Origin of the sequence: Nocardioides sp. NPDC127514 (genome assembly GCF_040302125.1) — a bacterium.
GTDB lineage: Bacteria > Actinomycetota > Actinomycetes > Propionibacteriales > Nocardioidaceae > Nocardioides.
Window position 1 is genome coordinate 155,974 of sequence record NZ_JBEORF010000009.1, and the last position, 21,129, is coordinate 177,102.

A 21,129-nucleotide genomic window follows, 5' to 3' on the forward strand; every position below is an offset into this window, starting at 1 on the left:
AGCCTGCCTTTCAGGCCGGCTCGCGAACCCTGTCTTCGAGGAAGTCGTCGAGCATCTCCACGGCAACCGCGTTCGCTGTTTGGATCTTGTCCTGGCTGACACCGCAGATCCGCAGGCACGAGGAGGCGATCGCCCACGCCTCCGGGCACGTGATCCTCCGGACCGTGTCCTTGGTGATCATCTCGGCGCGCATGCTGATGACGCCTTCGACCTGCTGGATGAGCATGTTGCCCAGCTGCTTCAGACTGACGCCCTCGAGCACCTTCTCCGAGGCCACTTTGCTGGCCAGATCGGCGTACGCAGCAGCGAGCTCTTCGTGCTCTTGGCGGAACTCGGTGTAGACCTCACCGTTGGTCACATCCGGCAGCATGTAGAGCATTCCGACGTTGTGATCCACATCGGCAAGCGTGCGTACGTCGACGAGAACCAGCAGATAAAGAGCGGTCTCATAATCGAGCGGCGGCACCTGGTTGAGGATCTTGTCGACCTTGTCCGTGGTCGGACGAACCGACTTACGGAGCAGCTCGACGAGGATCTCGTCCTTGCCTGCGAAGTGGTAGTAGAGAGAGGCCTGACGGATGCCGACCTGGTCGGCGATCTCGCGCGTGGACGTCGCCGCGAAGCCTTGGGACACGAAGAGTCGCGCAGCGGCATCGAGGATCTGGTCACGGGGTGAGGCGGTACCCGAATCGGGCACATGCCTGGGGCGGCCGGGCCGAGAACGCCTAGTTGTCATGTACGCCATCTAAGCGGCCTCCCGAGTTTCGGGGAAGACTCGAAAGAGTCTTCTTCCCCTAAAGAACAGAGTCGAAAGTCCCACAGGAGGGTTGAATTCCCTGTCAACAAAGTGTATGGCAGGAAGAACCGATAAGCGCGGCACAGCATCCTCCCGGGGCGATAATGCTGGCGGATTCTGCCCAGTGTGACGGGGGATCAGGCCCCTGAACAGAGTCGTGTGCCACCTGGAGGAATGACCCCGGTCCCGTAACCGATATCCACGCTGAACGTTAAAGGCCCTGCTCAGACCGGTAACGACGCCAACCACCGTGCGCCGAGATATCAGCAGCCTTATCGACGGCAATTGGCTCGACGAGAAATCCCGAAACCGACGAGCCGTCCGACAGCGTGACCTTTCCGATGACCATCGGAGCAGGTACGCCACCCACGAACGTCCCGAAGCCCGCGGCCGGGACGCGCCACAGCTCGCCCTCGATCGGCACCCCGTTCCCGGCTGCACCCACCCGGACCAGTCCGGGCTTGGGCGGCACCGTCTCGAGCGCGAACAGCCGGTAGTCGGCCGAGGTCGACACCGGGCGCAGCAGCGTTGCACCGGCCTCGACCAGTTGGTGGTTGAGCGGCTGTCCCGACAGGTGCGCGCCGACCACGAAGAGATCGACACAGGGACTGAGCAGCGTGTGGCCGAGCGCGGCCAGGGTGCGATCGCTGCCGGCAGCGCCGGTCAGCATCACACCGAAGGGCAGTCCGCCGACCTGGCCGGCCGGGATCGCGAGCGAGGCCATGTCGAGCAGGTTCGCGAAGTTCGTGTAGCGGCCCATGCGCGCGTTCGCGCCCACCGGATCCGCAGCCACCTCGGCCAGCGTCGGATGCCACGTCGTCGTCGGCGTCAGCAACGCCGAGCACCCCGCGAGGGCCTCCTTCCCTGCCGCCCCGAGGCGCGCCAGGTGAGCCACGTCGCGTGCCCAGTCGGCTGCGGTGGCCGACGCCCCGGCGAGCACGATCGCGGCGACGGTCGGGTCCAGGTCGGTCCCGATGAGGTCGCGGTTGGCGTCGAGATGGGAGCCCACTGCGGCGTACCTCTCGGCGACGAAGGCGCCGTCGTAGAGCAGTCTGGCGGCCTCGAGCAGCGGCGAGATGTCGGTCTCGACGATCTCGATCCCCGCGGCGGCAAGCTGCGCGACCACGGCCCGGAAGGCGGCTGCCCACCCCGGCGCGAGCCCGTCGAGATGCTCACCGGTCGGCACCGCCACCCGCGGCGCCGGCGGCAGACCGGCGTCCGCCGGCAACGTACGCGACAACGGGTCCGACGGGTCGGGTCCGGCCATCAGCTCCGCGGCCGCCCGGGCGGATCCGAGATCTCGGGCGAAGACGGTGACGCAGTCGAGCGTGTAGCAGGCAGGCACGACGCCGGTGACCGGCACCAGCCCGCGCGACGGCTTGACCCCGACGATGCCGTTGAGCGCCGCCGGCACCCGGCCGGAGCCGGCGGTGTCGGTCCCCAGCGCGAGGTCGACCAGACCGAGAGCGACCGCGACCGCCGAGCCCGAAGAGGATCCACCCGAGATCCGGCTCGGATCCCAGGCGTTGCGGACCGCGCCGTACGGGCTCCGGGTGCCGACCAGGCCGGTCGCGAACTGGTCGAGGTTGGTCTTCCCCACGACCAGCGCACCGGCTGCCCGCAACCGGGCGACCGCAGTGGCGTCAGCGGTGGGCGGGTAGGCGAACGAGGGCGCTCCGGCGGTGGTCGGCAGGCCGCGGACGTCGATGTTGTCCTTGACCGCCAGCAGGCGTCCGGCCAGCGGCAGGACCTCTCCGCTGGCCACCTTCGCGTCGATGGCGGCGGCCTCCTCGAGCAGGTCGTCACGCGTACGCAGCGAGATCCAGATCTCCGGCCGGTCCGAGGCCTCGATGCGGTCCAGGGCCTCGGTGGCGCGGGCGACCGCACCACCTGGAAGTGAGTGGATCAAGGCGCGTCCAGGGGCCGAACCGCGGCGATGACCTGCCCCGGAACGATCTGCTCGCCCGGCTTCACGTAGACCTCGACCACCTCGCCGGCGACCGGAACCGGGACGCTCGCCTCCATCTTCATCGCCTCGACCACCATCAGCGGGGCGTCCTGGGTCAACCGCGCACCACGGCTCGCGACGACCTTCCAGACGGTCGAGGTGAACGGCGCGGTCACCTGCACGCACCCCTCCGGCACGTCGACCTCCGACGGTTCGCCCCGCGCGTCGATGCGGTCGCAGATGTCGAACTCCCCCGCCGCCATCCAGCGCTGCCGCTCCTCCTCGAAGGCGGCGGACTGCTGGTCGCGGAAGGCGGCGATCGAGTCCGCGTTGGCGGTCAGGAAGCGGTCGTACTCCTTGATCGAGAAGGTGCCCTCCCTGGTCTCGAACTCGCCGCGTCCGGCGTCCACCTCGGCCCGAAGCTCCAGAAGCTCCTCGGCAGAGACCGGGTACCACTCGATCTGGTCGAAGAACCGCAGCGCCCACGGGTCGTCGTGGAAGAGCCCGCCTGCCGAGGTGGACCGGCGGAAGCGGTTGAAGACCTGCGTCGTCCGCCCGACGAGCTGATACCCGCCCGGCCCCTCCATCCCGTAGATGCACATGTACGCCCCGCCGATGCCGACGGAGTTCTCCGCCGTCCACGTGCGCGCCGGGTTGTACTTCGTCGTCACCAGCCGGTGCCGCGGGTCCAGCGGCGTCGCGACCGGCGCGCCCAGATAGACGTCGCCCAGCCCGAGCACCAGGTACGTCGCGTCGAAGACGGTCCGGTGGACCTCCTCGACCGAGCCGAGCCCGTTGATCCTGCGGATGAACTCGATGTTCCACGGCGCCCACGGCGCGTCGTCGCGTACGCCGGCGGTGTAGCGCTCGATCGCCTCCCGGGTCGCCGGGTCGTCCCAGGAGAGCGGCAGCCGCACCCGCCGCGAGGGCACGGTCAGCTCCGAGGTGGCGGGTAGGTCCTCCTCCAGCTCCCGCAGCAGCCCCGCGACCTGGCCGGCCCGGAGCACCGAGGAGTCGGTGTGCACCTGCAGCGACCGGATCCCGGGGGTGACGTCGATGATGCCGGCGGGCGCGTGCTCGGCCAGGGCCGACTGCAGCGCGTGCACCCGCATCCGGAGCCCCAGGTCGAGGGTCATCGGCCCGTACTCCACCAGCAGGGAGTTGTCCCCGCTGCGTCGGTAGGTGACCTCCGGGCGCGCCGACGTCTCGGGCAACCGGCCCAGCACACCGTCGTCGCCGTCGCCACCCGCTCCGCCGGCCACCGTCAGGGAGGCCCGGTGGTTGACCAGGCCGGCGGCCTTGCCCTCCCGCACCGGCACGAACCGCACCGTGTCGCCGGGCCGCAGCTGCCCGATCTTCCACAGCTCGCCGCTGGCGACGACCGCCGGGCAGACGAAGCCGCCCAGCGACGGTCCATCGGGACCGAGGATGATCGGGGTGTCGCCGGTGAAGTCGAGCGACCCCACCGTGTAGGGGGTGTCGTGGATGTTCGAGGGATGCAGCCCGGCCTCGCCACCGTCGGCACGGGCCCAGGTCGGCTTGGGCCCGATCAGGCGTACGCCGGTGCGAGCCGAGTTGTGGTGCACCCGGTAGCTCGCCGAGTAGAGCTGGTCCAGGTCCGCGCGCGTGAAGAACTCCGGGGCACCGTGGGGGCCCTCGGTGACGCCGATCTCCCAGGTGTTGGTCAGCGCCGGCCGCCGTGACACCGGGGTCGCCGCGGGCTGCGCCTGCGGGTCGACCGCGGTTCCGGGACGGAGCACGTCACCGCGCTGGAGCGTACGCCCGGCGTGACCGCCGAACCCGCCGAGCGTGAACGTCGAGGCGCTGCCGAGATAGTCCGGCACGTCCAAGCCGCCTCGGACCGCGATGTAGGTCCGCAGGCCCGGCCCGTCGGTGCGACCCAGCGTCAACGTCGCCCCCGCGGGGAGCTCGATCGGCTCCCACTGCGGGACGGGGGCGCCGTCGACGCTGACCGGCATGGGGGCACCGGTCACGCAGACGACGGCGGGATCGGAGAACACCAGCGTCGGCCCCACGGCCGTCGCCCGGCCGGTTGCCAGCGGCACCGTGACCTCGAGGCCCGGGGCACCCCGGTGGTTGCCGACGGCCAGGTTGGCCTCGGCGAAGGAGACCGGGTCGAACGGACCCGACGGAGGTACGCCGACCTGCCAGTAGCCCACCCGGCCGGGAAGGTCCTGGACGGTCGTGAGCACGCCCGGGTCGAGCACGTCGATGCGCGGATCGGGGTCCCCGCCGCGGCCGTCCTTGGCACGTTCGGGCAGGGTCGAGGTCGAGTGCGTCGCCGAGCGGAGCTCGGGGTACGTCGTCATCGCGCGCAGCGCCGAGACGTTGGTGACGATCCCGTCGATCCGGGTCTGCGCGAGCGCGGAGCCCAGCCTGTCCAGCGCCTCGTCGCGGGTCGACCCGGTGGCGATCACCTTGGCGAGCAGCGGGTCGTAGTGGGGCGAGACCTCGAGCCCGGTCTCGATCCAGGAGTCCACCCGGACGCCAGGAGCCTCGGTCGGCAGCACGGCCCGCGTGACCAGGCCCGACGATGGCATCGAGTCCTTGGCCGGGTCCTCGGCGTAGACGCGTGCTTCGACGGCGTACGCCTTCGGTGCGGGGCACTTGCGGAACAGCTCGTCGGGCAGGGCGGTGACGCCGTCACGAGCGAGCCGCAGCATGAGCTCGACGATGTCGATGCCCATCACCTGCTCGGTGACCGCGTGCTCGACCTGGAGGCGCGTGTTCATCTCCAGGAAGGAGATCAGCTCGCGGCCCGGGTCGTAGACGAACTCGACGGTGCCGGCCGAGCGGTAGGAGACCGACTTGGCGAGCTGGCGCGCGGAGTCGTGCAGGACGGTCCGCACGTGCTCAGGAAGAGAGGGCGCGGGCGCCTCCTCGATCACCTTCTGGTTGCGGCGCTGCAGCGAGCAGTCACGGTCGCCGAGCACCGCGACCTGGCCTTCCCCGTCGCCGAAGATCTGCACCTCGACGTGGCGGGCGGGCCGCACGAGGTGCTCGAGGAACACCCCGGCGGTGCCGAAGCTGGTCTGGGCGAGCCGGGCGACCCGCTCGAACGCGACCCGGACGTCCTCCTCCGAGCTGCACGCGGTCATCCCGATGCCACCACCACCGCCGGTCGCCTTGACCATCACCGGCAGCCCGATCCGAGCGGCCTCCTCGGCCGCCTCGTCCGGCCCGGAGAGCAACCCCGTGCCGGCGAGCATCGGCACCCCGGCGTTCTCCGCGAGCCGCCGGGCCGAGTGCTTCTCGCCGAAGGCGCTGATCTGCTCGGGCGTCGGGCCGACGAACCGAAGCCCCGCGGCCTCCACCTCATGGGCGAAGGCGGCGCTCTCGGAGAGGAAGCCGTAGCCGGGATGGAGCAGCCCCGCGCCGGTGCGCAGGGCTGCTGCGATGATCAGGTCGCCACGGAGGTAGGAGTCCCGTGCGGGCGCGGAGCCCAGACACACGGCCTCGTCGGCCTCCCGCACGTGTGGTGCCGCTCGGTCGGCCTCGGAGAAGACCGCGACCGTACGCATCCCGAGCTCGCGCGCGGTGCGCATCACCCGGCGGGCGATCTCCCCTCGGTTGGCGACCAGGACGGTGTCGAAGGACAGTCCAGCTTCAGAACCAAAGGTCATGCGTCGGCCTCGTAGTCGACATCCGGCTCGGACACGATCATCCGCAGCGGCGTCGGGTTGAAGTCGTTGCAGGGGTTGTTCATCTGCGGGCAGTTGGAGATCAGCACGAGGGTGTCGATCTCTGCGCGCAGCGCGACACGCTTCCCGGGCGCAGACATGCCGTCGACGATGCCGAGGGCACCGTCCTCCTCGACGGGCACGTTCATGAACCAGTTGATGTTGGAGACGATGTCGCGCATGCCGAGCCCGTGCTTGGCGCCCTCGGTCAGGAAGTTCTCGCGGCAACCGTGGTGATACATCACGTGGTGGCCGTAGCGCAGCGTGTTGGACTCGCGCGAGCAGGCGCCGCCGATGGTGTCCTGGCGGTCGATCTCGTTCTCGACGACGGTCATCAGGGCACGACCGAGATTGCTGCGCAGCACCGTCCCGGTGCGGATGTAGGCGTTGTCCTGCCACGCGAGCGTGTCCGGAGCGCTGTAGCGCTCGTCGGTGTGGTGCGCGTTGTAGAGCAGGCAGTCACCCGACTGGTTGCCGCCGACATCGACGATCGTCAACACCTGCCCGGCACGTACGACACCCGACCACGAGGCCCGCGGAGCCACCTGCTCGTCCAGCACGACGGCACCCGGCACCAGCGGGTCACCCCACTCCAGGTGAGTGTTGTCGGCGTACGACGCGCCGACCGGGACGCTGGAGACCAGCTGCCCGTCGGGCGTCAGATAGGTGGTCACAGGGACGGGAATGGTCGTCACAGGCCTCATCACCGGGTTGTCGATCGTGGTAGTCACAGGCCCCGAGCCTCCGCATAGTCGAGTGTGTTCAGGTACGCCCGCCGCACCTCGGGAGAGGCGTCGAAACGCTCGTCCGCCGGGGTGGTGGGCCTTGTCTCCGGCGTACGCCAGGCGTGCACGCGCAGCGGCCCGACGACATACTCCGGACGCGGGTCGCGCGGGTGCGGGACGTTGGCGATCAGCACGATCAGGGGCAGCTCGGCCACGAGCTCGACCGACGTACCCGCCCCTGACGAGCCGATCCAGTCGAAGCTCCCGTCCGAGGCGACCCGGACTCCTTGGAAGAACGAGACCGACGGAGGTACGTCGGCCGGCCCGAGCCCGTGCTTGGCAGCCGCCTTCACGAAGAGGTCACGGCCGGCCGGCGCTGGCCCCTCCGGCAGCGCGGTGCCGTAGCGCAGCGCGTTCCAGGCAGCGGTGCTCGTCCCGCAGAACGCGTCGTGCCGGCCCGAGGTGTCGGCGATGATCGTGGCCAGCACCCGGCCGTCACCGGAGAGCAGTGGGTGGCCGGTACCGAGGTACGCCTGCCACGGGATCTTCTGGGTGTCCGCGACGTTGAGCCGCTCGGTCGGCTCGAGCGCGTTGTAGACGAGGGTGTGCGCGCAGGCCTCACCGGTCGGGTCCTCGAGCCGGAACCGCGTACCGCGGGCGAGGACCTTGTGGGTGTAGCTCCCGGGGGCGACGGTCTCGGCCCACGTCAGGGTGTCCGGGTCGACGTCGTCCGGACAGAACGGGCTCGACGAAGCCGGTAGGTACGGCATCCAGTCGCTGACCTGCCCCCCTTGCGCGCGAGCATCTGCCCGTGCGTTCAGCACCGTGTCCGTGCTGTGGTCTGCAGCTAGCGCCACCCGGGTCCTCCTTGAAGCATGATTAACCTGTCGACTGACAGGTAAGCATGTAGGTCAAGGGCGTCGGGGGCAAACCAAGACTGTTGGAAACCTGAGTCCGAAATGTGGGGTCGGAGTCGGAGAAATTCTTCCCTGTCGGTCGATCGATTCTTACCGTTTTCGGTCGGAACTCGCTAGGGGGGAAGGACCATTTGCTGCCGATTTCCCGCGTGCGGTGCCGCCTGATGGAGCGATCCCCGGGAAGACAGGGCCGGCCCGGCGGGCGCTCAACCTGTCAAAAGACAGGTAACAGGTTCGGTGTGATATCGGACACCGTTTCGATGGCGCTCCGGCACCGTGCCGAGGAGCGGACCGAACGCCCGGCGAATCGCTGGTTCGGCTGACATCGGCCCTCAGAAGTGGGACCCTGACCCGACGACGGACGCCACCTAAAGACGCCGACCGGACGAGCGCCGAGCGCACCCGGAGATCAGCGGGACGATCTCTTGGAACCCCACGGCACCACATTGCCGGAGACGAACGTCCGCGATGCGGACCCTTCGCGCGGAATCGGGATCCCGATCATCCCGACCAGTTCGCCCAGGTCGCTGATCGTCGGCCCGCTCCAGTCGGGATCCAGGTCGGAGGCGACACCCTCGTCGAGCTCTTCGAGCGCCCGGGACCGGAACCGCACAGCCCGCATCCCGACCGCCTCGGCGCCGCTGAGCTCGTGGTCGGCGCCGTCACCGACGTAGACGCACTCGCCCGTGCGCACCTCCAGCGCCGCCGCGGCGACGAGGTAGGCGCCCGAGTCCGGCTTGCGTACGCCCGTCTGGCAGGAGAACGAGACGGCGTCCAGGTGGTCCGCGAGCGGGCTCTGCGGCCAGATCGCGACCGTCTCCGCCCCGCAGTCGGCGACGAGGCCGAGCTTGAACCCTCGTTTGCGCAGCGACTTGAGCGCCGGCAGCGCCCAGGTCGCGGCATGCAGGGAGAGCGAGAAGTTCAGCAGCCGCGTGATCGCGCTCTCCACCTGCGACTCGGTCGGCGACCCGCCGACCCGTCGGGCCAGGTAGCGCACGGTGTGGTGCACATCGGCCATCAGACCGCGTACGCGCTCGTCGAAGGTGTCCGCGACCGCGGCCGCAAAGGCATCGGGGTCGACGCCGAGATCCGCGCCCATCCCCCTGGCCACCGCGGCGTGCTCGGCGGGGTGACCGCTCGGGACGAGCGTGTCGTCCAAGTCGAAGAGGACCGCGCGCACTCCGGCCTCGTCCATGAAGTCAGCCTAACCAGGATCGGATCTCGGATGACGGAATTCGGCGAACCGGCCGGCGACCTCCCGAATGCGGCCGCGTCAGACCCGTCACCTAGACTGAAGGCGCGAAGGGGAGTAGTCCTCAACAGTCGCGTCGACACACTGGCCTCAGGGCCCGGCGCGATCGGCCACGAAGTGGCGGACGAGACCTTCGACCATGCATCCGTATCAACATGACGGTGCTGGTCGAAGGACGATCAACCCCTCATGGGACTCCTCCGGCCGGTGCCGGAGAGGAACCCCGTGTACGCCTTCCTGCTTTCGACCGCGGTCATCTTCGTCGCCGAGCTCGGCGACAAGAGCCAGCTCATGGCGATGACGTTCGCCACCCGTTACCGGGCTCGTGACGTGATCCTCGGGATCACCGCCGCCACCGCCATCGTCCATCTGGCCTCGGTCGCCATCGGCGCGCTCATCGGAGACGCCTTCGCCGAGCACCAGCACTACATCACCATCGTCGCGGGAGTCGCCTTCCTGGTCTTCGCCGGATGGACGCTGCGCGGCGACGAGCTCACCGAGGACGAGGCCAAGAAGGCTCGCAACAGCAGGGGAATGGCGATCATCGCCGTCGGCATCGCGTTCTTCCTGGCCGAGCTCGGCGACAAGACGATGCTCGCGACGATCACCCTGGCCACTCAGGAGGGCTGGCTCGGCACCTGGATCGGCTCCACGGTCGGGATGGTCGCCGCCGACGCGCTCGCGATCGGTGTGGGCGCCCTCCTCGGCCGCAAGCTCCCCGAGAACGTGATCAAGTACGGCGCCGCCGCGCTGTTCGCGATCTTCGGGATCATCCTCGTCATCGATGGTGCCGTACAGATGTGATCCGTCAGCTGCGAGCCGTCACGCCTGGTCGAGTGACTCGACCCGGCGGTTCAGGTAGCGCTGCTCCGGCACGCTCTGGGTCAGCCGGGCCGCCAGCACGTAGTGCTCCCGAGCCGTCGCCACATCACCGGACTGCTCGAGCAGGTGCGCCAGCACGGCGTGGGCGCGATGGTGGCGCTGCATCGCCGGATGCTCCAGCAGGTCTCGTACGATCTCGATCCCGTGCTCGGGGCCGAGACTCATCGCCACGGCGACAGCACGGTTGAGCGTGACCGCCGGCGAGGGCGCGACCTGCGCGAGCATCCCGTAGAGCAGGTTGATCTGGAGCCAGTCGGTGGCCTCGTACGACTCCGCCTCGGCATGGACCGCGGCGATCGCCGCCTGCAGCTGGTAGCGCCCCACCGGACCCTCGGGGAGTACGTCCTCCAGCAGTGCCACACCTTCGCGGATCAGCTCCTGGTCCCACTGCGAGCGGTCCTGGTCCTTGAGCGGGATCAGGTCGCCGAGGTGATCCACACGACCGCACGATCGGGCCTGGGTCAGCAGCATGAGAGCAAGCAGGCCGGTGGCCTCGTCGTGCTCCGGAAGCACGCCGCGCACGATCCGGGTCAGCCGGATCGCCTCCTCGGTGAGCTCGATGCCCTGAAGCTCCGGACCGCTGGTGCGGGTGTGGCCCTCGTTGAAGATCAGGTGGCAGACGTCGAGCACGCAGGCGATCCGCTCGGGCAGCTCGTCAGGCGCCGGCGAGCAGAACTCCTCGTCCTTCAGCGTCGCCCGCGCCCGGCTGAGCCGCTGCCCCATCGTCGCCTCCGGAACCAGGTACGCAGCAGCGATCTCCGACGTCGTCAGACCGCCCACGCACCGCAGCGTGATCGCCACTTGGGAGGGACGGCGCAACGCGGGATGGGCGCACATCATCATCAGCCGCAGCGAGTCGTCGTAGGCCGAGCCGATCTCCACCGCCTCCGGGTCCGGCTCGTCGAGCCGCCGGGCGATCCCGTCGGCGACCTCGCGCCGTGTCCGAGCCGTGTCCGCGCGCATCTGGTCGATCAGCCGCCGATGAGCCACCCGGATCAGCCATGCCCTCGGGTCGGCCGGAAGCCCGTCGCAGGGCCACTTCTGGCTGGCGGCGATCAGCGCCTCCTGGGCGGCGTCCTCGCAGTCGGGGAGGTCGGGATGGACCCGCAGCAGGGCGCCGAGGACGTGGGCGGACTCCTGCCGCCACACGTCCTCGACTCCCGTCACCGTCATGTCAGTAGGTTGCCACCGGCCGCAGCTCGACCGTCTCACCGGGGCCGCTGAAGCGGCGTACGACCTCTTCGGCTCGCTCTTGGGACTCGACGTCGATCAGGAAGAAGCCGGCCAGATGCTCCTTCGCCTCGGAGTAGGGGCCGTCGGTGGCGATCGGCTCGCCGGCCTCCCAGCGGTAGAGCTTGGCCGAGGCCGGATCCGCGAGCGCCTGCCCGCCGATGAGCTCGCCGTTGGCCGAGAGCTCCTCCATGATCCCCTCGAAGGCCGCGTTGAGCTTCTCCCTGGAGGCCTGCGGCAGCGACTGGAACTCGGGGATGAAGTCACCCGTCGGGTGACCCCACGGCTGCGGGTTGGAGTGGATCAGGATGACGTACTTCATGGCTCTTCCCTTTCGTCGGCGCCTTCCGTAGGCGTGCTTTCGGGGATACGTCGGAGCCGAGTGGCGTAGTTCTACATCGTCCCAGAAGCGAGCCGCCGACGCGTGCGATACGGGTGAGGCGACTTCCGTGCCGCGGAGCGGGCGCCTGGCGGAACACCGTGCAGTTGCCGTCGCCGATGTGGAAGGGTGACCGGTTGTGAATCCGGGAACGTTCGAAGCCATCGACGAACGTCTCGTCTCCACCCTCGACGACCTCCTCGACCAGCCGTCGCTGGAGCCCGGGATCGTCGTCAACGCGCTCTTCAACCGGTTGGTGACCGCGGTGCTCAGCGTGCCCGAGCCGGAGGCCGACGCGGTGCTGGCCGCGCTGCCGCCGTCGCGTTCACCGGCCCTCTTCCGATCGGTCGCGTCCGCCGGCGAGCACGCGCTCGAGCGGGTCTGGGCCGACCGGATCGCGCGCGCCCCCGACCCCGCGACGGCGTTCGGCCGCTTCCCCTACCGCGAGAACTACCGGCTCCTCGTGGAGATGGAGCTGGAGGCCGTACGCCGCCAGGGCACCGCCCCACGGCACGTGCTGCTCCTCGGCTCGGGGCCACTCCCGCTGACCGCGCTCTGTCTGGCCGACCAGGGCATCGCGGTGCACTGCGTCGACCACGACGCCGAGGCGATCCGGCTCTCCTCCGCCGCGTTCGGACGCCTGGACGCCGTCGGCGTGACGTTCGAGCACGCCGAGGCCTCCGCCGCCACGCCACCGCACCCCGTCGACGTCGTGCTCCTCGCCGGCCTGGTCGGGTCCGACGATGCCGCCAAGGCCGAGGTGCTCGGCAAGGCGGTCACCTCTCTGGCGCCGGGCGGCCTCGTCCTGGCGCGGAGCGCCCGGGGGCTGCGTACGCTGCTCTACCCGCAGGTCGGCCCGCCGGCCCTCGCCGGCCTGAACGTGGTCGCCGAGGCCAACCCCGAGGTCGACGCTCCGGGAACAGACGTGATCAACAGTGCGATCCTCGCGCGCCCGAGCAGCTAGAGCGCGGGGTCGAGCACCTCGGCCTTGAGCTGTGCCGCGCGCTCGATCCGCTCGGCACCGGTCTCGCCGAGGTTCCAGGTCGGCAGGATGAACTCGTCGAACCCGGCCTCGACGTAGCGGCCGATCAGGTCCTGCAGCTCACCGGCCGAGCCGGTCTGCGTCCGGGCGAAGCCCGGGTTCGCACCGTCGAGGTCGAGCATGAGGTTGGTGGTCGTCTTCATCGTCGCGGGGTCGCGGCCGACCTGCTCGCACGCCTCCAGGAGCTTGGCCCGCACCGCGCCGGCGCTCTCGGGCGTGCCCCAGGTGTTCCACTCGTCGGCGTGCCGGGCGACGACGCGCAGCATCCGCGGGCCCTTGGCGCCGACCAGGATCGGCAGCGGCGAGGCCACCGGCTTCGGCTCGCAGGGAGCATCGGTGAGCTGGAAGTGGGTCCCCTCGAAGGTCGTACGCGGCTTGTCGAGCAGCGACCGGGTGATCTCGATCGCCTCCTCGAACCGGTCGACCAGCACCTTCGCGCTCGGCAGGTCGATGCCGTACGCCTTGTGCTCGTTGATCTGCCAGCCGGCACCCATGCCGAGCACGAACCGCCCGCCGGCGATGTGGTCGATCGTCGCGGACCGGTTCGCGAGCAGCGCCGGGTGATGGATCGTCGTCGGGGAGACCAGAGGCCCGATGCGTACGTTCTCGGTGGTCGCGGCCAGTGCCGGGAGGACCCCCCAGACCTCGTGCATCGGCCCGTCGTCGATGTCCTCGGAGCCGGTGTTGGGCATGTAGTGGTCGGCGAACCAGACGCCGTACCAACCTGCCTGGTCAGCCGCCTGTGCCTCGGCAAGGATGTCGGCAGTGGGAACGGCGGGACTGGGCCACAGCGAGATCTTCACAACCCCAACCTACCCACGAGCGAAACTCCCCTTCGAAAATATTCTTGGCAGCGTTGTCGATCCCGCGTAGACCTCGTTCGACCAAGGGGTGAACGGGCCGGCAAGACGGCCCGACCGACACAGGAGAAACCGAGATGCCGAAGTACATGCTGATCTGGCGCACCATCGACGAGGACAAGCAGAACGCCGCGATGGCCGCCATCCCCTTCGAGCAGATGCTCGAGAAGATGGGCAAGCTCAACGACGAGCTCATCAAGTCGGGCGTACTGCTCGCGATGGAGGGGCTGGACCCGGAGGAGCACACGGTCGTCACCTACACCGACGCCGAGGAGGCACCGGTGGTCACCGACGGTCCCTACGGCGAGACCAAGGAGCTCTTCGGGGGCTTCTACCTGATCTCGGTCGGCTCGAAGGAGGAGGCGGTCGAGTGGGCCAAGCGGATCGGTGGCTTCCCCGGGTCCGCCGTCGAGATCCGCCGGGTGCCGACGATCGACGAGTTTCCGCAGGACAACCCCTGGATCCAGAAGGAGCTCGACTGGCGCACCAAGACCGGGCAGCTCTGAGGACCGCGACCATCCGAGGAGACACCGATGAGTGACGCGACGCGCGCCGTCGAGGCGATCTGGCGCATCGAGTCCGCCCGCATCGTCGGCGCGCTCGCGCGCTACACCGGCGACTTCGCCCTCGCCGAGGACGCTGCCCAGGAGGCCCTCGCGGAGGCGCTGGTCTCCTGGCCACGCGACGGCCAGCCGGCCAACCCGGTCGGCTGGCTGATGACCACCGCCAAGCGGAGGGCGATCGACACGATCCGCCGCGCCGGGGTCCAGCGCGAGAAGTACGAGGCGATCGCCCACGACCAGGACGAGGCGTACGACGCCGACCTGGACATCGAGCGGATCGATGACGACGTTCTCGCGCTGATGTTCGTCTCCTGTCACCCGGTGCTGTCCAAGGAGGCCCGGGTGGCGCTCACCCTCAGGGTCGTCGGCGGCCTCAGCAGCGAGGAGATCGCCCGGGCGTTCCTGGTGCCAGTGCCGACGATCCAGGCCCGGATCACCCGCGCCAAGAAGACGATCGCGGCCGCGAAGGTCCCGTTCGAGGTGCCCTCGCCCGACGAGCGCCGGCAGCGTCTGGCCGGCGTGCTCAACGTCCTCTACCTGATCTTCACCGAGGGCTCCACCGCCACCTCCGGCGAGGATCTGATCCGCACCGACCTCGCCCGCGAGGCGCGGAGACTGACCCGGGTGCTGATCGGCGTGCTGCCCGACGAGCCGGAGGCATACGGACTGCTCGCGCTCATGGAGCTGACCGCCTCCCGCTTCCCGGCGCGCACCGATGCCGCCGGCGACCCGGTCCTCCTCGAGGACCAGGACCGCACCCGATGGGACCAAGGTGCCGTACGCCGCGGCGTGGCCGCCCTCGAGCAGGCGACCCCACGGGGCCTCGGTCCCTACGGGCTCCAGGCCGCGATCGCCGCCACCCACGCGGTCGCCGACTCGGTCGAGACCACCGACTGGGAGCGGATCATCGTCCTCTACGAGGCGCTGGGCCGTATCGCGCCCAACCCGATCGTCGACCTCAACCGTGCCGTGGCTGTGGCGATGGCCCACGGACCGCTGCGAGCCCTGGAGATCGTCGACCGGATCGCCGAGGACAAGCGGCTCGACCACACCCACCTCCTCCCGACCGTACGCGGGGAGCTGCTGCGGCGGCTGGGCCGGACCGTCGAGGCACGCAAGGAGCTGGAGCGGGCGGCAGAGATGTGCACGAACGACCGCGAGCGTGCCGTCCTTCGGCAAAAAGTCGCTGATCTTCCCTAAAACGGGGTATACCTGTCGCCCATGTCACAAGCAGCGACGCCAGAGACCACTCAGACCCCACGTTGGCGGATCCTGGGTCCCGGCCTCGTCGTGGCCGCGACCGGTGTCGGCGCCGCCGACCTGGTCGCCACCCTGATCGCCGGCAGCAAGTACGGCTACGCCCTGCTGTGGGCCGTGGTGGTCGGATGTGTCCTGAAGGTGGTCCTGGTCGAGGGCGCCGGACGCTACAGCCTGGCGACCGGCGAGACGATCTTCCAGGGCTGGCGGCGCCTGGGCATCTGGACGACGATCTACTTCGGCCCCTACATCGTGATCTGGGGCTTCATCTACGGTGCCGCCGCGATGGCCGGCACCGGCCTGGCCCTGGCCGCGCTGTTCTCGTTCGCGTCGGTGAAGGTCTGGGGCATCCTGTCCGGCCTGATCGGTCTCGCCATCGTGTGGGCCGGCCGCTACGGCCTCTTCGAGAAGTTCCTCGCGGTCCTGGTCGGCATCATGTTCGTCACGATGGTCGGCGCGGCGCTCGTCACCCTGCCCAACCTCCCCGACCTCCTCGTCGGCCTGGTCCCGACGATCCCCGAAGGCTCCCTGGTCAACATCCTCTCGGTCGCCGGCGGCGTCGGCGGCACGATCACCCTGGCCGCCTACGGCTACTGGCTGCGGGAGAAGGGCTGGCACACGCCGCAGTTCATGCGCGTGATGCGGATCGACAACACCACGGCGTACGTCGTGACCGGCATCTTCGTGGTCGCCACCCTCATCGTCGGCGCCGAGCTGCTCTACTCGGCCAACATCGCCATCGGCACCGGTGACCAGGGCATGCTCGACCTGTCCAAGGTGCTCGCCGACCGCTACGGCGACTGGTTCGGCAAGCTCTTCCTGATCGGCTTCTGGGCCGCGGCGATGTCCTCGCTCGTCGGCGTCTGGAACGGCGTCAGCCTGATGTTCGCGGACTTCATGGGGACCATTCGTGGAAAGGCCGACGAGCCCGAGGCCAAGAGCGGCGGCATCTGGTACCGCTCCTACATCCTCTGGCTCACCTTCCCCCCGATGATCTGGCTCCTGCTCGCCGACGAGCCCACCTGGCTGATCTTGATCTACGGAGTCCTGGGCGCCTTCTTCATGCCGTTCCTGGCGGTCACTCTGCTCTGGCTCCTCAACACCGGCCACACCCCTGCGGAGTGGCGCAACAAGTGGGTCTCCAACATCGGCCTCATCATCTGCGCCCTGCTCTTCGCCTGGCTCGCCTTCGACCAGATCCGCACCTCCATCCAGGACCTGTTGGGCTAGAGCAGCCCCGGCGACACCCGAACGAGGAGGCGGCGAGACACAGGCTCGCCGCCTCTTTCGTCATCTGGAGACGTACGCACCGACGAGCGGTTATCTTCACCCGATGCGCTCCATTCACGTCGCGACGTCCGTCGTCGCGATCTTCCTTCTCTCGTCCTGCGGCGCCCCCACCGATACGGCCGCCAAGGTCAGCGTGACGCCGAGCCCGAGCACCACGGCGGTCGAGACGCCTACTCCCAGTCCAACACCGACCCTGTCGCCAGAGGACACTCTCAAGACCTTCGACACCGAGTACTTCACGATCACCTTTCCGGACATCGAGCCCGAGAAGGAGGTCGAGAAGCACGACAACATGACTCAGACCACGTACACGATCGACCTGGAATCGGGAGACCGGCTGGGAATCACCGTGCTCGACCTCAATCCGGGCATCCCCTTCGATCTCACCCGGGGTCTGTCCGGCGGCGCCAAAGCCTTGGGCGGGGAGGTCGCAGCGAGCAGAACTGCCTCTGTGGACGGCTGGCCAGCCATCCGCGGACGCTTCCCCATCAAGCACGAAACGAATACGGGGACCGGATGGGCCGCTGTCATCGACAAGAACCAGGACGTCGTATTCGCCTTGGGATATGAGGGCTGGAGCATGCCTGACGCGAAGGTTGCACCGAAGCTCTACGAACGCGCCCTCGCCAGCATCGAGATCAAGTAGCTAGGCCTGCGCCTTGCCGATCCGCCAGTAGCCGACGAAGGTGATCCGCGACTTGGGCACCCCGAGCGACACCAGATGGCGACGCCCCTCGGCCGGGATCGTCCGCTCACCGACGAGGTACGCCGAGAGCGTGGCCGGCGCCTCGGGCTTGAACGCCTTCACCTCGGCGACAGCCAGCGCCCCGGGCTGTCCGGCGGAGTCACCTCGAGCCAGCCATCGCACCTCGACTCCCTCGGGCCCGGAGACGTCCTGGACGTCGGCCATGTCCGGGATCTCGATGATCGCCAGGCCGCGCGCGTCGCGCGGCATGTCTCGAAGGATCCCGACGATCGCCGGGAGGGCCGACTCGTCCCCGACGAGCAGGTGGAACGACGCGTCCGGAGCGTAGTCGAACCCCGTGCCCTGATCCATGAGCACGACCCGCTCGCCGGGCTGCGCGGTACGCGCCCACGGGCCGGCGATCCCGAGATCCCCGTGCACGACGAAGTCGACGTCGATCTCACCGAGGTCGGGCCGGTGCTCGCGCACGGTGTAGTTGCGCAGCGGCGGCCGGTCGCCATGCCTCAGGTACTTCAGGTAGTCGATCGTCCCGAGTTTCTCGGGCACCGCGTCGAAGTTGGTGGCTTCTCCGTTCGGTCGCGGCAGGAAGAGCCGGAACCACTGGTCGAAGCCGCGCTTCGGGAAGCGCCGCAGGTCATCGCCTCCCAAGGTGAGCCGCACCATGTGCGGCGTGACCTGCTTGTTGTGCAGCACCTCGGCCGCGTACACGCCCTTCAGCTTCCGACCGTCGTCGAATCCCATGCCAAGCTCCATTCCCTGTAAGTAAGGGTTACCTTACCTATGTTGCCTAGTGCGCGTCAGTGCTTGGATGTGCCCATGGCGACTCTCTCCGAGCTCTTCCGCGACCACTTCGGCCACGAGGAGCACCTCTACGGCTGGCTGCTCAACCGGTTCGCGGACGACCTCGATGCGGGTGGTCCCATCGCGGAGATCTGCCGGGATCACCTCGACGCCTCCCGCGCGGATGCCGTGCAGCTGCGCCTCCTGGCGGCTCTCCACCGCATCGTCCTCCGCGGCGATGCTCCCGAGCTCGAGCGCTTCTATCCCAACCTCGGAGGCGACGACGCCTACGTCGCCGCGTGGCCGGTGTTCGAGGAGGTGGTCGCGGCACACGTCGACGAGCTCCGTGCAGGCCTGGAGGTGGCGCCCCAGACCAACGAGGTCGGCCGCTCAGCCTGCCTCCTCGTCGGCATCTTCGAGGCCGTACGCCGCACCGGCCTGCATCGCATCCGGCTGCTCGAGCCGGGCGCTTCGGCGGGGCTCAACCTGCTCGTCGACCGCTACCACTTCCATGGCGAGGACTGGGCGTACGGGCCCACGGACAGCCCGCTGGCGATCGACACCCAGAGCGCCGGGGTGCGTCCGGTTCCGTTCGAGGTCGTGGCGCGCCGTGGCTGCGACCTCGCCCCGGTCGATGTCTCCACCGCGGCCGGCCGCGAGTACCTGACCTCGTTCGTATGGCCGCATCAGGTCGATCGTCACGCCCGGCTCGCCGGTGCCCTGCGGGCCGCGGCCGGCGACCCACCCGTGGTCGATGTCGGTTCGGCCGACACCTGGCTGAAGGAACAGCTCACCGACCCGACCGACACCGATGTCCTCACGGTCGTCTGGCAGTCGATCACCGAGCAGTACTGGCCGATCGAGGTACGCACCGGCGTACGCGCTGCCGTCGCCGACGCGCGTGGGCGCCTGCCCCTCGCCCACGTCAGCATGGAAGGCGTCCCGCCGGCGCAGACGGCCTCGGGCTGGGACGTCCGCACCGACGGTCCCGCGCTCAGCCTCGACGGCGACGTGCTCGCCCGTTCGAGCCACCACGGCCCGCCGCTGATCCTGGCGTAGCCGCGGAGACCAAAGTCGGTTGACGCGTTCCGCGTCCGGGTAAAGGCTGGTCGGCATGCCCGCCGACGAGCTTCCCGGCTGGAGGCGCAACGCAGCGATCTTCCTCGCCGGCCAAACGGTCTCCCTGCTCGGCTCGATGCTGGTGATGTACGCCGTGATGTGGCACCTCACCATCGAGACCCGCTCCGGGTCGGTGCTGATGCTGAGCCTCGTCTTCGGCATGCTCCCGCAGGCGTTCATGTCGATCTTCGGCGGCGTCTGGGCCGACCGACATCACCGCAAGTTCCTGATCATGGGCTCCGACGCGACCATCGCGGTCGCCACCCTGATCCTGGCCAGCCTGATGGTCAGCGGGATCGACGACCTCTGGATCATCTATCTCGCCCTGGCCATCCGCTCCGTCTTCGCCGGCATCCAGATGCCTGCCGTCACCGCGATGATCCCGCAGATCGCGCCGGAGTCCCAGCTGCTCCGGATCAACGGCGCCTTCCAGACCATCCAGTCCGCGATGACGCTCCTCGCGCCGGCACTCGCCGCGGTGATCTACGCCAGCATGGACATCGTCGCCGTCTTCTTCATCGACGCGATCACAGCCCTCATCGGTGTCGGCCTCCTGGCCCTCGTCCCGGTCGCCCGTCTCGTACGCCCCGACCAGGGGAAGGTCTCCTACTTCGGCGACCTCCGCGCCGGCCTCAAGTACGTCTCGGCTCATGCCCACGTTCGTTGGATCCTCGTGCTCTTCACCCTGGTCATGGTGATGGTCGGAGCTCCCTCCTACCTCACCCCGCTCATGGTCACGCGTACCTTCGGCGACGAGGTCTGGAAGCTCACCGCGAACGAGCTGTTCTGGGGCTTCGGCATGCTGGCCGGCGGTGCCGCCATGGCCGCGTTCGGACCCAAGATCATTCACCGCATGCGCTTGATGGTCGGCTCCGTCGTCCTCATCGGACTGTTCGTCGTCGGGCTCGGAGTCTCCACGAACATGTGGGTCTTCTTCGTCTTCGGTCTGCTGATCGGGGTGGCCTTCTCGGCGCTGAGCGCACCTGCGTTCACGATCCTTCAGGAGCGCGTCGAACCAGAGATGCAGGGACGGGTCTTCGGCATCGTCGGCATCGTCATGTCCGTTGCCATGCCGCTCTCCATGGTGGTCTTCGGCCCGCTCGCAGACCAGTTCTCGGTCGAGTCCCTGCTCGTCCTCGCCGGCGTGCTGCTCTTCCTCATGGTCGGCGGCATCCTCGCCATCCCCGGCGCTCGCCGCTCGCTGGCTGAGGTCGACGTCCCGAAGGAAGAGCCCATCGCTCCTGCTGCCACGGTCGCTCCGGACGAGGAAGCGTCCCAGGGCACCAAATGACAGCTGCCCGGCACCTCGAGGGCACCGGGCAGCTGGAGAAGCTCTGGATCAGCGGCTGGTGACCAGCTTGATGGCCACGCCGAGACCCGCGGCAACGACGGCGGCGATGAGCAGCTTCTTGACCATGGGAACTCCTTGTTCGAGGTGTTGTTGGTACGGACTGCAACTATGACATTGGACCTCGCGCCGCTGCCCACGTCAACCGGGCGTGGCGCGAAGAGGCCTCATAATCACCTCGACAATGGGCACAAATGGCAGCAGGGCCACCTCCTAAGAGGTGGCCCTGCGCAAAGATATGTCCGGCGGCGTCCTACTCTCCCACAGCCTCTCGGTTGCAGTACCATCGGCGCTGAAGGGCTTGACTTCCGGGTTCGGGATGGGACCGGGTATT

General features: G+C 68.9%; 18 protein-coding genes and 1 rRNA gene. 8 read left to right on the top strand and 11 right to left on the bottom strand.

The features are described from left to right. Nucleotides 1-10 precede the first annotated feature (10 nt). The 6 genes from ABTX24_RS09485 to ABTX24_RS09510 all read right to left on the bottom strand — a co-directional run bounded on the left by ABTX24_RS09485 (nucleotide 11) and on the right by ABTX24_RS09510 (nucleotide 9,282). Nucleotides 11-697, bottom strand: coding sequence for a TetR/AcrR family transcriptional regulator (locus tag ABTX24_RS09485; protein ID WP_350839115.1), 687 nt, complete (start codon nucleotides 695-697; stop codon nucleotides 11-13). A gap of 310 nt (nucleotides 698-1,007) precedes the next feature. Continuing rightward, nucleotides 1,008-2,705, bottom strand: a complete 1,698-nt coding sequence (gene atzF / locus ABTX24_RS09490; protein ID WP_350839117.1) for an allophanate hydrolase — start codon at nucleotides 2,703-2,705, stop codon at nucleotides 1,008-1,010. Next, nucleotides 2,702-6,388 (bottom strand): urea carboxylase, encoded by a 3,687-nt coding sequence (gene uca / locus ABTX24_RS09495; RefSeq protein ID WP_350839119.1) that lies wholly within the window; start codon nucleotides 6,386-6,388, stop codon nucleotides 2,702-2,704. Before uca ends, atzF begins: the two co-directional genes overlap by 4 nt. Next, nucleotides 6,385-7,176: an urea amidolyase associated protein UAAP2 gene (locus tag ABTX24_RS09500; RefSeq protein ID WP_350713829.1), complete on the bottom strand. Its 792-nt coding sequence runs from the start codon at nucleotides 7,174-7,176 to the stop codon at nucleotides 6,385-6,387. The genes uca and ABTX24_RS09500 overlap by 4 nt, the downstream gene beginning before the upstream one ends. Then, complete coding sequence (locus ABTX24_RS09505; protein ID WP_350839121.1) at nucleotides 7,173-8,027, bottom strand: urea amidolyase associated protein UAAP1; 855 nt, start codon at nucleotides 8,025-8,027, stop codon at nucleotides 7,173-7,175. Before ABTX24_RS09505 ends, ABTX24_RS09500 begins: the two co-directional genes overlap by 4 nt. 469 nt (nucleotides 8,028-8,496) lie before the next feature. After that, entirely contained in the window at nucleotides 8,497-9,282 is a 786-nt protein-coding gene (locus ABTX24_RS09510; RefSeq protein ID WP_350839123.1) for an HAD family hydrolase, read from the bottom strand. Between the two features lie 246 nt (nucleotides 9,283-9,528). On the opposite strand from ABTX24_RS09510, the gene ABTX24_RS09515 reads away from it, so the two are divergent. Beyond that, nucleotides 9,529-10,143: a TMEM165/GDT1 family protein gene (locus ABTX24_RS09515; protein ID WP_350839125.1), complete on the top strand. Its 615-nt coding sequence runs from the start codon at nucleotides 9,529-9,531 to the stop codon at nucleotides 10,141-10,143. Between the two features lie 18 nt (nucleotides 10,144-10,161). On the opposite strand, the gene ABTX24_RS09520 is transcribed toward ABTX24_RS09515, so the two are convergent. Then, nucleotides 10,162-11,394: an RNA polymerase sigma factor gene (locus tag ABTX24_RS09520; protein WP_350839127.1), complete on the bottom strand. Its 1,233-nt coding sequence runs from the start codon at nucleotides 11,392-11,394 to the stop codon at nucleotides 10,162-10,164. 1 nt (nucleotide 11,395) lies between these two features. Continuing rightward, nucleotides 11,396-11,773: a YciI family protein gene (locus ABTX24_RS09525; protein ID WP_350839129.1), complete on the bottom strand. Its 378-nt coding sequence runs from the start codon at nucleotides 11,771-11,773 to the stop codon at nucleotides 11,396-11,398. Between the two features lie 196 nt (nucleotides 11,774-11,969). Here ABTX24_RS09525 and ABTX24_RS09530 point away from each other — a divergent pair, with 196 nt between their 5' ends. After that, on the top strand, nucleotides 11,970-12,794 hold the full coding sequence (locus ABTX24_RS09530) for a nicotianamine synthase family protein (RefSeq protein WP_350839131.1): 825 nt from the start codon (nucleotides 11,970-11,972) through the stop codon (nucleotides 12,792-12,794). Here the strand turns inward: ABTX24_RS09530 and ABTX24_RS09535 are convergent. Further along, nucleotides 12,791-13,675: an LLM class flavin-dependent oxidoreductase gene (locus tag ABTX24_RS09535; RefSeq protein ID WP_350839133.1), complete on the bottom strand. Its 885-nt coding sequence runs from the start codon at nucleotides 13,673-13,675 to the stop codon at nucleotides 12,791-12,793. The two genes, ABTX24_RS09530 and ABTX24_RS09535, sit on opposite strands and share 4 nt — an antisense overlap. A 134-nt stretch (nucleotides 13,676-13,809) precedes the next feature. Here ABTX24_RS09535 and ABTX24_RS09540 point away from each other — a divergent pair, with 134 nt between their 5' ends. The 4 genes from ABTX24_RS09540 to ABTX24_RS09555 all read left to right on the top strand — a co-directional run bounded on the left by ABTX24_RS09540 (nucleotide 13,810) and on the right by ABTX24_RS09555 (nucleotide 17,488). Next, a complete protein-coding gene (locus tag ABTX24_RS09540; RefSeq protein WP_160026206.1) occupies nucleotides 13,810-14,238 on the top strand; it encodes a YciI family protein in 429 nt (142 codons plus the stop codon). 27 nt (nucleotides 14,239-14,265) lie between these two features. Further along, nucleotides 14,266-15,495, top strand: coding sequence for an RNA polymerase sigma factor (locus tag ABTX24_RS09545; RefSeq protein ID WP_350839135.1), 1,230 nt, complete (start codon nucleotides 14,266-14,268; stop codon nucleotides 15,493-15,495). Nucleotides 15,496-15,516: 21 nt separating this feature from the next. After that, the gene (locus ABTX24_RS09550; protein ID WP_350839137.1) at nucleotides 15,517-16,782 is read left to right on the top strand and encodes an Nramp family divalent metal transporter; all 1,266 of its coding nucleotides are present in this window, start codon (nucleotides 15,517-15,519) and stop codon (nucleotides 16,780-16,782) included. Between the two features lie 103 nt (nucleotides 16,783-16,885). After that, entirely contained in the window at nucleotides 16,886-17,488 is a 603-nt protein-coding gene (locus tag ABTX24_RS09555; protein WP_350839139.1) for a hypothetical protein, read from the top strand. Here ABTX24_RS09555 and ABTX24_RS09560 read toward each other — a convergent pair whose 3' ends face one another. Then, nucleotides 17,489-18,289 (bottom strand): siderophore-interacting protein, encoded by an 801-nt coding sequence (locus ABTX24_RS09560; RefSeq protein ID WP_350839141.1) that lies wholly within the window; start codon nucleotides 18,287-18,289, stop codon nucleotides 17,489-17,491. It lies immediately after the preceding gene. A 75-nt stretch (nucleotides 18,290-18,364) separates the two neighbouring features. Here ABTX24_RS09560 and ABTX24_RS09565 point away from each other — a divergent pair, with 75 nt between their 5' ends. Together ABTX24_RS09565 and ABTX24_RS09570 are read left to right on the top strand one after the other, a co-directional pair. Then, complete coding sequence (locus ABTX24_RS09565) at nucleotides 18,365-19,387, top strand: DUF2332 domain-containing protein (protein WP_350839143.1); 1,023 nt, start codon at nucleotides 18,365-18,367, stop codon at nucleotides 19,385-19,387. Between the two features lie 55 nt (nucleotides 19,388-19,442). After that, nucleotides 19,443-20,738, top strand: a complete 1,296-nt coding sequence (locus ABTX24_RS09570; protein ID WP_350839145.1) for an MFS transporter — start codon at nucleotides 19,443-19,445, stop codon at nucleotides 20,736-20,738. A 297-nt stretch (nucleotides 20,739-21,035) separates the two neighbouring features. On the opposite strand, the gene rrf is transcribed toward ABTX24_RS09570, so the two are convergent. Further along, a 5S ribosomal RNA gene (gene rrf / locus ABTX24_RS09575) occupies nucleotides 21,036-21,129 on the bottom strand; the annotation flags it as partial.